Annotated in this window: 10 protein-coding genes; 9 read left to right on the forward strand and 1 reads right to left on the reverse strand. The window is 42.2% G+C overall.

Translation table 11 applies throughout. The features are described 5' to 3' along the window. The first annotated feature begins 59 nt into the window (after window positions 1-59). Both G628_RS0101645 and G628_RS0101650 read left to right on the forward strand, forming a co-directional pair. Window positions 60-1,832 carry a methyl-accepting chemotaxis protein gene (locus tag G628_RS0101645; RefSeq protein WP_026666675.1) on the forward strand — a complete coding sequence of 591 codons (1,773 nt, stop codon included), beginning with the start codon at window positions 60-62 and terminating at the stop codon, window positions 1,830-1,832. Window positions 1,833-2,072: 240 nt separating this feature from the next. Further along, window positions 2,073-2,906 carry a bifunctional hydroxymethylpyrimidine kinase/phosphomethylpyrimidine kinase gene (locus tag G628_RS0101650; RefSeq protein WP_034500504.1) on the forward strand — a complete coding sequence of 278 codons (834 nt, stop codon included), beginning with the start codon at window positions 2,073-2,075 and terminating at the stop codon, window positions 2,904-2,906. Window positions 2,907-2,978: 72 nt separating this feature from the next. Here the strand turns inward: G628_RS0101650 and G628_RS0101655 are convergent, their stop codons facing one another. Beyond that, entirely contained in the window at window positions 2,979-3,548 is a 570-nt protein-coding gene (locus G628_RS0101655; protein ID WP_026655052.1) for a hypothetical protein, read from the reverse strand. A 99-nt stretch (window positions 3,549-3,647) separates the two neighbouring features. On the opposite strand from G628_RS0101655, the gene G628_RS0101660 reads away from it, so the two are divergent. From G628_RS0101660 to ruvA, 7 genes are all read left to right on the forward strand, one after another. Beyond that, a complete protein-coding gene (locus G628_RS0101660; protein ID WP_027208296.1) occupies window positions 3,648-6,434 on the forward strand; it encodes an FtsK/SpoIIIE family DNA translocase in 2,787 nt (928 codons plus the stop codon). Beyond that, window positions 6,435-8,111 (forward strand): formate--tetrahydrofolate ligase, encoded by a 1,677-nt coding sequence (locus G628_RS0101665; RefSeq protein WP_026655049.1) that lies wholly within the window; start codon window positions 6,435-6,437, stop codon window positions 8,109-8,111. 50 nt (window positions 8,112-8,161) lie between these two features. Continuing rightward, window positions 8,162-9,019 carry a bifunctional methylenetetrahydrofolate dehydrogenase/methenyltetrahydrofolate cyclohydrolase FolD gene (gene folD, locus G628_RS0101670; RefSeq protein ID WP_026655048.1) on the forward strand — a complete coding sequence of 286 codons (858 nt, stop codon included), beginning with the start codon at window positions 8,162-8,164 and terminating at the stop codon, window positions 9,017-9,019. Window positions 9,020-9,059: 40 nt separating this feature from the next. Continuing rightward, window positions 9,060-10,496, forward strand: a complete 1,437-nt coding sequence (locus tag G628_RS0101675) for a chitobiase/beta-hexosaminidase C-terminal domain-containing protein (protein ID WP_026655047.1) — start codon at window positions 9,060-9,062, stop codon at window positions 10,494-10,496. Window positions 10,497-10,546: 50 nt separating this feature from the next. Next, complete coding sequence (locus tag G628_RS0101680; RefSeq protein ID WP_026655046.1) at window positions 10,547-11,422, forward strand: sulfide/dihydroorotate dehydrogenase-like FAD/NAD-binding protein; 876 nt, start codon at window positions 10,547-10,549, stop codon at window positions 11,420-11,422. Between the two features lie 62 nt (window positions 11,423-11,484). Further along, a complete protein-coding gene (gene gltA, locus G628_RS0101685) occupies window positions 11,485-12,867 on the forward strand; it encodes an NADPH-dependent glutamate synthase (protein WP_026666678.1) in 1,383 nt (460 codons plus the stop codon). Between the two features lie 117 nt (window positions 12,868-12,984). Next, entirely contained in the window at window positions 12,985-13,605 is a 621-nt protein-coding gene (gene ruvA / locus G628_RS0101690; protein ID WP_027208297.1) for a Holliday junction branch migration protein RuvA, read from the forward strand. Window positions 13,606-13,608 lie beyond the last annotated feature (3 nt).

The raw sequence follows: 13,608 nt of genomic DNA on the forward strand, positions 1-13,608 counted from the left end.
ATTATATTATTATTGAGTAAACTAATGCGCTTTATTACAACTAGCATCTGGAGGGTTATATGGGACACAAACGAAAAAAAAGTGGTATTAAGTGGTTTAATTCTATTCTAACTCAGGTTATTGCCGTTAACGTTATTATGGCTCTTGTTTTTGGACTGGTCATGTTTACAACGATGGACTCATTGGACAACTCTGTTAATATGTCTTCTTCCCTTATGTCGTATATTGCCAATGTAAATAATTACGAAGGCAAGATATCTGCCAAGGTCTATTTCCTGTATTCTCAGCCTTTTAGTTATATATATACAGACAGAGAACAGAAGAAGAATATTGAAAATGTGGTGCAGCAGAACGGAGCGGAGCTCAAAAAGAATCTGACAGATCTTATGGATGAGCTTGGAAAGAATACAAGTGAGTATTCGGTGAAAGCCTTGAGTGTAGCTCAGCAGTTGTCGGAAAGTGTTGAGAAGTATGTAAGTCTCGTTGATGAGGCATATGAGCTTGCGAAGAAGGCACAAGGTGCTTCATGTGCACACATGATGGAAACAGATGTAAAGGATCAGCTCGGGGTAGTGGAGCAGAATTTGCAGGAGCTTAATTATGCTGTGGAGCAGATTGCAACAGGATCTATCTATGACATGATAGATATGAGAAACGGTGCGGTAGCAAAAACTATTATCGGACTTAGCATCTTTATCCTTTGCATTATTGCAACATTCTTTATGAACTATTTCCTTATTATCCGTAAGATTTCTTCAATGTCCAATGAAGTTAACAGGATCATTGATGAAATTGATAACGGTCAGGGTGACCTTACTTCGAGAATTACGACAAGCGTTGATTCTGAGCTTATATATTTTAAGAAGGGATTCAACAGATTCATTGAAACTCTTCAGACAATCATGCGTGAGATCAGAGAGGGTACATTGGTACTTGCTACTTCTGAAGAAGAAGTTTCCATGAAGATTCAGAAGGCAAATGACAATGTTTCAAATACATCGGCAGCTCTCGAAGAACTTTCTGCAAGTATGGAGAATGTATCACATACAGCAAATCGTATGCTTGATAAGCTTGAAGATGTTAAGCGTGCTACTCAGAGCATAAATGATGAAGTATACGGCGGACAGGAAGCTGCAACGGAGATCAAGGTTGAGGCATCAAACGTTCGTGATGAAGCTAATCTTAAAAAGAGCAATACAGGTGCTAAGATGGAAGAACTCAGTAAGGTTCTTGAAATGTCTGTTAAAGAGAGTGAGCAGGTTAACCAGATCGGTGAACTTACAAATGTCATTCTTGATATTGCATCACAGACTAACCTTCTTGCGCTTAATGCAAGTATTGAAGCGGCAAGAGCCGGCGAAGCAGGTAAGGGTTTTGCGGTTGTTGCTGAAGAAATCAGTTCACTTGCTGAAAACAGCAGACAGACAGCCGGAAATATTCAGGCAATCAGCCAGAATGTTACAAGCGCAGTTAAGGACCTTTCGGATAATGCACTTCAGGTTCTTGATTTCATTAACACAACAGTTCTTTCCGATTATGATTCATTTGTAGAAATCGGTGAGAAGTACGGCAATACAGCAGTAATCATTGACAATATGCTCAGTAAGTTCAATGCGAAGGCTGATAATCTCAATGCAATCATGGCTGAGATGGCAACATCCGTTACTTCAATCAGTGAGTCTGTTAAGGAAAGTACTGTAGCAATCAATACTTCAGCATCTAACTCGACAGAGATTGTCGGAGAAATGCAGGGTATCGGAGAGGCTATGGATAACAATAACCGTGTTACAAACCAGCTTTCTGACAGTACAAAGCAGTTCGTTAATCTGTGATCTTTGGATCGCTGTTTGATTAGATTTATAAGGCATGGCTCATATCATTGTTGGGTCGTGCCTTTTTAATTGAAATTTCTCCGAAATTCCCTATTCAATTAAATATGTTCTGCAGGGATGCAATCGATGTGCAGATGAATCTGGTATTTAATAATTATATAGAGCTGTATATTTATGTGATACCAGAATGGGAGTATATTGGAAAAGTGCTATAAATAAACAGGCGAGAGAGGAAACATAATGAGAGTAGCAGCAATAAATGATCTTTCCGGTTTGGGAAAATGTTCACTTGTGGCAGATATTTCAGTCTTTTCAGCAATGGGAATAGAAACATGTGCGGTGCCGACAGCGGTACTTAGTGCTCAGACGGGCTTTTCATCATATTATTGTAAGGATCTTACGGGAGTTATACCGGAGTATACAGCCAAATACAAAGAGCAAAAAGCGTGTTTTGACGGAATCATTACCGGATTTATGTTGAACGAGGTACAGGCCAATAATGCGCTTGAGTTCATAAAGGCTTTTAAGACTAAAGGCACACGTGTACTTGTTGATCCCGTGCTTGGAGATGACGGTGAGAGATACATGAATTATTCGGAAGAGCTTCTCGGCGCGATTAAGGAGATGGTTAAAGAGGCTGATATAATAACACCGAATATAACGGAACTTTGTCTTCTTGCGGATGTTGATTCCGGTGAGTACCGTAAGTATTCGGGAGATGAGCTTATAAATTATATACTTGAAGTATCCGAAAAAGTCAGAGGAGCAAGAAAGCAGATAATAGCCGTTACGGGAATACCGGTACCTGAAGCGGGCGAAGTCGGAAATCTTATGATAACAGAAGACGGCCACGGCCTTATAAAGTCTCATACAAACGGTGTTCATTATTCGGGGACGGGAGATCTTTTTGCGGCAGTTCTTTTTGGAGGAATCCTTAACGGTATGAATGTTCTTGAAGCCTCAAAACTTGCGGGGAATTTCATACGTGCGTCTGTTGAAGATGCTGAAAAAGACGGTACTTCGGGAAATGAAGGAATAGCATTTGAAAAGAATCTCGGAATGCTTATTTTATGAATATATAGATTGTTGCAATAGAAAAGCGGTGTAAAGAGTATTGAAGCTCATTACACCGCTTTAAGTTTTGAATCAAGGGTTTTCATGATATTTGTCGTAAATTTCTGCGAGATATGTTTTTACAATCTGGATATTTGACATCTTGCGGAGGTCGAGATTTCCCATAAGAACTGCAATTTCATCGGCGAGTAAAAGCATGTTGTAGATCTTGAGCTTGAACTCGTCTCTTGTGAGTTCGTCGATGTTAATTTCCATAAGAGGAGCGCCGAGTTTAAGAGTTACGTTTTCGTCGGCTATTCCTGTTAACATAATTCTTGTAGTAGGATCAAAATTTACATACAAAAGCAGCTTTTCTTTCTCATGTTTCTTGAGAGTGATGGGACTTTGATGTGATGATTCCATCCATTCGTAAAGATCGGTTTCGTCGGGATTCATTAGATACTTTGTAAGCTCTTCTTTATGCTTTTCAATGTACTGCATATATTTACCGGCGTTAGGACCTGTGTATGCAAGCTCTACTTTAACCCCGTTGTCTGTTCTGACAAGTCTGCACTTTTCGGCGACTTCTTTAAGTTTTAATGTTGCTTCCGCTGCGCCGACCATTTTAAAAGTGCCTGTTTCTAACTCCTGTGTGAATTCCATTTTTATCTCCTTTACGCAAAACTACAATAACGTTAGTATAGCATATGGGGTTAGAAAATGGTATACTTATAAGAGTTTTGTATAAATCAAGGGGAGAATATGGCACAGAGTAATAATGGTAGAAAACAGACAAGAAAGACCGCTTCGAGGAGTACGGGTAGAAGCTACTCCAGAGCAAACACTTCCGCCAGAAAAGCAGAAGAAATTGACTATTCTTTAAGAAGCGAACTTGTGGTTATTGCAATGGTCGCTTTAACAATTTTCCTTTTCTTATGTAATTTCGGTGTTTGCGGAGAGCTTGGTAGTGCAGTAAGCGGAATATTATTTGGCTTTTTCGGTATTACGGCGTATTTTGCACCACTTGTGGCATTGGGCGCTGTTCTTATTTCAGTGGCAAATTACGGCTCAAGTGCAGCACAGCGTAAGGTCGTTTCCGGAATTGTACTTTTCTTTATGATAGGTATAATCGCGGAGCTTTTTACGAACAGACCACAGCAGGCGCAGAATTACGATGTTGCATTTATATTTAATTCAGCAAAAGCGGGTAGAGACGGAGGCGGATTCTTCGGCGGAACCCTTGCTTATGTATTGTACAAACACCTTTCATTTGCGGGAACGGCTCTTGTACTGCTTCTCATAGGCATTGTTAGCATGGTGATATTTACCGAACAGTCTTTTGTCGGTGGTATCAGAAACGGTAGCAGGAAGCTTATTGAGAAAACAAGAGAAGATGCTGCAAATTACAGAGACTACGCCGAGAGAAGGCGTGAGATGGCAGAGAAGCGCAGAGCTGAGATAAAAGAAGAAAAGCGCCTTGCCATTGAACAAAAAGAAGACGCAAAGATTCTCAGGATGGAGAAAAATGTCCGGGGAGTAATGCTTGATACCAACATTACCAAAGAAGATGTTGAAGAAGAAAAAAGTGATAATATCCATATTTATGGTGATAATAAAGAAGAAAATGTTGGGAACATATTTATTCCCGATGAGGAAGAGTTCCACGACGATATTCATGAGATCATGCTCAATAAGCATGAGATAGAGACAAACATTGAACCTGACGGACAAAGAGTTCTTGTCACAGAGCCAAGAATTCACAGCATGGATTTTGGTTCATCAAAGGAAGAGGAGCCTGTTGCTTTACCTGATAATCACGGTAAGCTTGTGGCAAAGGCTGCTCCTGAAGAAGCACCGGAAGATATTCTTCCCGATGTACCGATACATGCAGAAGATCTTGGAAACGGCATGAACGGCGATTATGCGATACATGCTCAGGACCATATTTCCAGATCGCCCGGCGCTTCGTCCAAGATCACATCGACTGCTGAAGCTGTGCATGTTCCTTCAGGCCCCGGACCGCATACGGTTAATGTCGGAATGGAAAAAGAGATTGAGGCACATAAACGTGCAATTGCCAAGAAATACGTATTCCCTCCTGTAAGTCTTTTGGAGAAGGGTGTTAAGAATAAAAACCTTGAGACTGCAAGACAGCTTAAGGAGACGGCACTTAAATTGCAGGAGACACTTAAGACTTTCGGCGTAAATGTAACTGTTACTGATATAAGTCAGGGTCCTTCGGTAACAAGATTTGAACTTCAGCCCGAAGCGGGTGTCAGGGTCAACAAAATCGTCGGACTTGCCGATGATATCAAGATGAACCTTGCTGCAAGGGATATCCGAATAGAAGCGCCCATTCCGGGTAAAGCTGCTGTCGGAATCGAAGTTCCGAACAAGGAAAATCAGGCTGTTGCATTAAGAGATCTTTTTGAGTCAAGAGAGTTTAAGGAGTTCTCATCGAAGCTTGCCTTTGCTGTCGGCAAAGACATAGCAGGAAAAACGGTAGTTACGGATATTTCCAAGATGCCGCACCTTCTTATCGCGGGTGCTACGGGATCTGGTAAGTCCGTATGTATAAATACAATAATCATGAGCCTTATCTATAAGGCTAAACCTGAAGAAGTTCAGATGATCATGATCGATCCCAAGATCGTTGAGCTCAGCGTTTACAACGGAATCCCGCACCTTATGATTCCTGTTGTGACAGATCCTAAAAAAGCTGCGGCTGCGCTTAACTGGGCTGTTGCCGAGATGACAAACAGATATAAGAAGTTTGCCGAGGCGGGTGTCCGAGATCTCAAGGGATATAACAAATTTGTTGAAAACAGCGGTGATCCGGAGAAACAGGTTCTTCCACAGCTTGTCGTTATCGTGGATGAGCTTGCAGACCTTATGATGGTTTCCGCAAATGAAGTTGAGGATGCAATCTGCCGACTTACACAGCTTGCGAGAGCAGCAGGTATTCATTTGATCATAGCAACTCAGAGACCTTCGGTTGACGTTATCACAGGCCTTATCAAGGCCAATATGCCGAGCCGAGTTGCATTTGCCGTATCAAGTGGTGTTGACTCAAGAACAATCCTTGATATAACCGGTGCGGAGAAGCTCCTTGGAAAGGGAGACATGCTCTTTTATCCTCAGGGATATACAAAGCCGGCACGAATGCAGGGCGCATTTGTTTCCGATAAGGAAGTTCAGGCAGTTACAGATTTCCTGAGAAATCAGGGAATAGAATCATCTTACGGTGAGGAAATAGAACAGCAGATTCAGAACATTCAGAGCCAGGGCGGAGGCGGCACATCAGCAGGTTCGGGCGATGCGGCATCTGCCAGAGACGAGTATTTTGTCCAAGCCGGAGAGATGATCATAGATAAAGAGAAAGCATCTATCGGAATGCTTCAGAGAGTATTTAAGATTGGATTTAACAGAGCGGCCAGGATCATGGATCAGCTTTGTGAAGCCGGTGTTGTAGGTGATGAAGAAGGCACTAAGCCAAGAAAAGTCCTTATGACAAAAGTTGAATTTGAACAAATGGTAGGAGGAGAGTAAATGGGAGTAAAAAGTGATATTGAAATTGCACAGGAAGCTAAGATGCTTCATATCAAAGAAGTTGCAAAGTCGGTAGGTGTTGAAGAGGACGACCTTGAGTTTTACGGAAAATACAAGGCTAAACTTACTGAGGAATATCTTAAAAAGGCTGAAAACAACAAGAAAGGAAAACTAATTCTTGTTACAGCGATCAACCCCACTCCCGCAGGAGAAGGAAAAACAACTGTATCCGTAGGACTCGGAGATGCCCTTAACAGACTTGGACATAAGACTGTTATCGCACTCAGAGAGCCTTCACTCGGACCTTGCTTTGGAATAAAAGGTGGAGCTGCAGGTGGCGGATATGCTCAGGTTGTTCCCATGGAAGACTTAAACCTTCATTTCACAGGTGATTTCCATGCGATCACTTCTGCAAACAACCTGCTTGCCGCACTTCTTGATAACCATATCCAGCAGGGTAATGAGCTTATGATCGATACAAGACAGATCATCTGGAAAAGAGCTGAGGATATGAACGACCGTGCGCTCAGAAATATCGTTGTGGGACTTGGCGCAAAGGCAGACGGTGTTCCGAGAGAAGATCATTTCGTTATCACGGTTGCTTCTGAGATTATGGCTATTCTTTGCCTTTCAAGCGATCTTGAAGATCTCAAGAAGAGACTTTCAAACATAATTGTTGCATATAACTTTAAGGGTGAGCCTGTAACAGCGGGTGACCTTCAGGCTGTCGGAGCGATGGCAGCTCTTCTTAAAGATGCGCTTAAGCCCAATATTGTTCAGACACTTGAGCACACACCTGTTATTGTCCACGGCGGTCCTTTCGCAAATATCGCACACGGTTGTAACTCGGTAAGAGCTACAAAGACAGCTCTTTCTATTGCTGATTACACCGTTACCGAGGCCGGGTTCGGTGCGGATCTCGGAGCTGAGAAGTTCCTTGATATCAAGTGCAGAATAGCAGGACTTAAGCCTGATGCGGTTGTTCTTGTTGCAACAATCAAAGCACTTAAGTATAACGGAGGAGTTCCTAAGACAGAGCTTGGAAAAGAAAACCTTGAAGCTCTTAAGAAGGGAATCGTAAACCTTGAGAAGCACATCGAGAATATCCAGAAGTACGGCGTTCCCGTTGTTGTAACACTCAACTCCTTTATTACAGATACAGAAGAAGAGACTAATTTTGTAAAAGAGTTCTGCGAGAAAAAGGATTGCAGATTTGCTCTTGCCGAAGTTTGGGCAAAAGGCGGCGAAGGCGGCGAAGCTCTTGCAAAAGAAGTTATTGATACAATTAATACAAAGCCAAGTAACTATGCGCCTATCTACAGTGATGATATGTCGATTAAGGATAAGATCGGTACGGTTGCTACAGAGATTTACGGAGCAGACGGAGTAACATATACACCTGCTGCAAGCAGACAGATCGCTAAGATCGAAGAAATGGGATTTTCAAAACTTCCGGTATGTATGGCAAAAACTCAGTATTCATTGTCTGATGATCCGAGCCTCCTTGGAAGACCTACCGGATACAATATAACTGTAAGAGAAGTCTATGTTTCCGCCGGCGCGGGATTTGTGGTTGCACTCACAGGTGCCATCATGACAATGCCCGGACTTCCCAAGCATCCTGCCGCTTACGACATTGATGTTGACGAGAACGGCAAGATTACCGGATTGTTCTGATGCAATACTGATTTGATCATCATAAAAACTATTTACATTTAGGAGTACACATGAGCGCACAGATTATAGATGGAAAAGCGATTTCGCAGATTATAAAAGATGAACTGAAAGAAAAAACGGCCCGTCTTAAGGAACAGGGAATAGAGGTTACACTTGCCGTGATCCTTGTCGGAGAAGATCCTGCTTCTCAGGTTTATGTAAGAAATAAGAAGAAGGCATGTGAGTATATTGGCTACAGATCTCTTTCATATGAGCTTCCGAAGGAAACTTCGCAGGAAGAGCTGCTTAAGCTTATCGATGAACTCAACAACAGAGATGACGTTAACGGAATACTTGTTCAGATGCCGCTTCCTTCACAGATTGATGAGAAGACGGTTATCGATGCCATTAGTCCGAGGAAGGATGTAGACGGATTCCATCCGATGAATGTCGGTGCACTCTGCATAGGAGAGAAAGGCTTTGTATCCTGCACTCCTGCCGGAGTCATCCAGCTTTTAAAGAGAGGGTGCGACGGCAAGATAGATATAGCCGGCAAAGAATGTGTTATCGTAGGAAGATCCAATATTGTCGGCAAACCAATGTCAATGCTGATGTTGAGAGAAAATGCAACCGTTACGGTTGCGCATTCAAAAACAAAGAACCTTAAAGAAGTCTGCAAGAGAGCGGATATTCTTATTGCAGCTGTCGGAAAAGCCGGTATGATCACAAAAGATCATGTAAAAGAAGGTGCAGTTGTAATAGATGTCGGAATTAACCGAAATGAAGACGGTAAGCTTTGCGGAGATGTATGCTTTGATGAGGTAAAAGAGATTGCTTCGGCAATTACACCGGTTCCCGGTGGCGTTGGTCCCATGACTATTGCTATGCTTATGAACAACTGTTATGAAGCTGCTACAATGTTTAGATGATTGTAGAAAAAAGAGTAGAGATAATAGTGGAGTATAAGATATGAAATGTCATAATTGCGGCGCCGAGATACCCGATGGACATCTGTACTGTGATAAATGTGGCGCGGAGATAAATATTGTTCCGGAGTTTGAGCCGGAAGTAGAAAATGAAATAGATACAACGCTATCATCGATTGCAGATAGACTCATTAAAGATGATAAGCCCAAAGTTGTGATCAAATACAGAAATAAAGATGATGTTTTTGAATATATTAAGCAAAAGAAGAATGTCATCATTGGAAGCCTTTTAGGAATACTGATCCTAGTTCTTTTTGTCACTTTGATCTTTATGTCTCAAGACAGAACAGGAGCTAAATATCTTAAACTTGCCGAAAAGGCAAAGAGTAACGGCAACACGTATGAGGCGGTTGCCTACCTCACGGAAGGAAATAAGAGATATCCCTATAATACAGATATTATTTTCGGACTGGCGGATTGTTATCTTGAACTTGGGTCAACCGGAAATGCGGTTGATACGCTGAGAATAATAACCGATTCGTCAATTTACCCAAAAGATTCTGTTACATCAGCGTACGAAAGTATAATTTCGATATATAAACAGGCGGGAGAATATGATAAAATAGCTGAGATTCTTAATGAAGGTCAGAATGAATCTGCTGAGGCACTTAGAAAAGAATATGTTCCAAGTGACCCTGAACTCACTCCCGGAGACGGAACATACGAGGAAAAAGTCACAGTTTCAATTTCAGTTGATGACGGTTCAAGCATTTATTACACAATAAATGAGGACGCTCCTACAAAGAGAAGCAACGCGTACAGAAGTGAATTTGAGATTGATAAAGACGGCGAATACAATATTAAAGCAATAGCTATCAATGAATATGGTGTATCAAGCTCTGTCGTTGAAAGAACTTTTATAATAGAAGGCGGAACGGCACCTACTCCCGAGATCATGGAACCAAGTGGTGATTATAAAGAAAACACCATGATAGTAGCCATAGCGGGTGATGGATGCAGGATCTATTATACAACCGACGGTTCAGATCCGACCATGGACTCACAGGAATATACCGAGCCTATTCCTATGCCTATGGGAACATCTAATTTTAAGTTTATTGCATATAATGAAAAAGGTAATCCGAGTGAGATAGTCGAACGTGAATATGTTCTTGCGTATGACAGAAAAGTTACCAAAGAACAGGCTGTGCAACGACTTGTGAGTAAACTTCTTGCTCTCGATGTACTTCTTGATGAAAAGGGAAGTGTAAGAGGCGGCGGACATAATGAATATATTTATGATTCTGTAATTGAGGTTCCGGGCGCCGGTGAGTACTATAAGATCATCGAAGAATTTGTTCGAGGAGACGGAACAAGAACTCAGACGGGAAGATTGTTTGCCGTTAATACGCATGACGGTACGCTTAATCATCTCGGATATGATACCGGTGGCAGATTTACATTAAAGACCATCAAATAAAGAGTAATTTATTTTTATATACTATTACCAGATATTGGAGGAGGATGACTATGTTCAAGATTTTAGAGGCAAATGAGCTTACTACGAACATCTATCAGATGATCGTTGAGGCTCCTCGTGTTTCGGACGCATGTTTACCAGGACAGTTTTTGATTATCCGTGTTGATGAGGAGGGAGAAAGAATTCCTCTTACAATATGCGACTATGACAGAGAAAAGGGGACTGTAGAGATTGTTGTTCAGGCTATAGGAGCTGAGACACATAAACTTTCCAAACTCAAGGCTGGCGATTGCTTGGCTGACGTTGTCGGACCTTTGGGTAAGCCTTCAGATCTTTGCGAAGAGAGCATTGAAGACTTAAAGAAAAAGAAAATCGTATTTATCGCAGGTGGCGTAGGAACAGCTCCTGTTTACCCTCAGGCAAAGTGGTTAAAAGAACAGGGTGTTGACTGCGATGTTATTATCGGTGCTAAGACTAAAGATCTTGTTATCATGGAGGAGAGATTTAAGAAAGTATGTAACCTTCACATCACAACAGATGACGGTTCTTACGGAAGAAGCGGAATGGTTACAAAGGCTCTCCAGGATCTTTGGGATGAAGGAAATAAATATGATCACTGCGTAGCTATCGGACCTATGATCATGATGAAGTTTGTTTGCAAGCTTACAAAAGAGCTTGGAATTCCTACAATTGTCAGCATGAATCCTATTATGGTTGACGGAACGGGAATGTGCGGAGCTTGCCGTCTTACAGTTGATGGACAGGTTAAGTTTGCCTGCGTTGACGGTCCTGAGTTTGATGGACACAAGGTTGACTTTGACCAGGCAATGAATCGTATGAAGCTTTACAAGACTGAGGAGGGAAGACTTCTTCTCAAGGCTCAGGAAGGTGATACACATCACGGTGGATGCGGAAACTGCAACTGATATATAAAAGATTTGTTTCGCAAATATATTCTATTTACGATAACTATATAGGAGAATAAAAGATGGATGGATTTGTAAGAGTTCCGGTCCGCGAACAGGACGCTAAGGAACGTGCTACTAATTTTAAAGAAGTATGTCTCGGATATAATAAAGAAGAAGCTGAGAAAGAAGCTCTCAGATGTCTTAATTGTAAGAACCCCAAATGTGTACAGGGATGTCCTGTATCAATCAATATTCCTGCATTTATCGAGCAGGTTAAGCAGGGAAATGTAGAGGAAGCTTATCAGGTGATCAGCCAGTCAAGTGCACTTCCCGCTGTATGCGGACGTGTATGTCCTCAGGAGAGCCAGTGCGAAGGCCAGTGCGTAAGAGGTATAAAGGGTGATGCCGTTTCAATCGGTAAGCTTGAGAGATATGTTGCTGATACAGCAAGAGAGATGGGTATTAAGCCCGAGGGCGCAAAGGAGAAGAAGGGCAAGAAAGTTGCCATCATCGGTTCAGGCCCTTCAGGTCTTACATGCGCAGGCGATCTTGCAAAGATGGGCTACGATGTAACTATATTCGAAGCACTTCATGAAGCAGGCGGTGTTCTTGTATACGGTATTCCTGAGTTCCGTCTTCCCAAGGACGCTGTTGTTAAAAAGGAAATCGAGAACGTTAAGTCACTTGGCGTTAAGCTTGAGACAGACGTTGTTATCGGCAAGTCTGTTACTATAGACGATCTTATGGAGAAGGAAGGCTTTGAGGCTGTATTTATCGGCTCAGGAGCAGGACTTCCCAGATTCATGAATATTCCCGGCGAGCAGGCTATGGGTGTATTCTCAGCAAATGAGTTCCTTACAAGAAGCAACCTCATGAAAGCTTTTGATGAGAATTCAAGAACTCCTATCATGAGACCTAAGAAGTGCGTAGTTGTAGGTGGCGGTAACGTTGCTATGGATGCAGCAAGAACAGCACTTCGTCTTGGAGCAGAAGTTCATGTTGTATATCGTCGTGGTGAGGAAGAGCTTCCTGCACGTAAGGAAGAAGTAGGACATGCTAAGGAAGAAGGAATCATATTCGATCTTCTTTGCAATCCTGTTGAGATTCACGCTGATGAGAACGGCTGGGTAACAGGAATCACATGTATCAGAATGGAACTTGGTGAGCCTGATGAGTCAGGAAGAAGAAGTCCTGTTGAGGTGCCCGGTTCTGAGTTTGAGATTGAGTGCGATGCGGTTATCATGTCACTTGGAACATCACCTAATCCGCTTATTTCTTCAACAACAGCAGGTCTTGATATCAACAAGAGAAAATGTATTGTTGCAGAAGACAACGGACAGACATCAAAGCCCGGTGTATTTGCAGGCGGTGACGCTGTTACAGGCGCTGCTACAGTTATTCTTGCCATGGGTGCAGGAAAAGCTGCCGCAAAGGGTATTGATGAGTATCTTCAGAACAAGTAATATATACGAAAATATTGACATAACACCGTCACCCGTTATCGGGTGACGGTTGTTAATCTATATAAATACTGATATGATCAGCGTTTATCTATAAAAAACACGGAAAGAACAGAAAATATGGTTGCTTATGTAAATGGTATTCTTGAGAGTATCGAGGAGGGAAATGCCGTTGTAGACGTTAACGGCATTGGAATAAACGTAAATATTTCCGGTTCTACCATGGACAGAATGCCCGGAATTGGTGAAGTGGTAAAGCTTTACACTTATACGAATGTCAAAGAGGATGCGTTTACACTTTTCGGATTCCTTTCAAGGGATGAGCTGGGTCTTTTTAAACTTCTTATTACAGTTAACGGAATAGGTCCTAAGGGCGGACTTGCAATATTGTCTGTCATGTCGCCGGACGATCTTCGTTTTGCAATTATAGCAGGTGACAGTGCGTCTATTGCAAAGGCTCCCGGAATCGGCAAAAAAACTGCAGAGAGAATAACTCTTGAACTCAAAGACAAGATAAAAGTTACGGAGGATTCATTGCTTTCACAGGGCGGAGATTCACTTGGAGAAGAACTTTCGGGTGAGAACTCGTCTGCAAAGGATGAGACGGTTGCTGCACTTGTGGCTCTTGGTTACAATCAATCCGATGCCATGAGAGCAGTCAGAAAAGTTCTCGGAAGTGATGCAGGCGCAGCCGCAGATACGGAAGATCTGCTTAAACTTGCTCTTAAGGAGATGTTTTAAACA

It is taken from the genome of Butyrivibrio hungatei NK4A153 (assembly GCF_000424465.1).
GTDB lineage: Bacteria > Bacillota > Clostridia > Lachnospirales > Lachnospiraceae > Butyrivibrio > Butyrivibrio hungatei_A.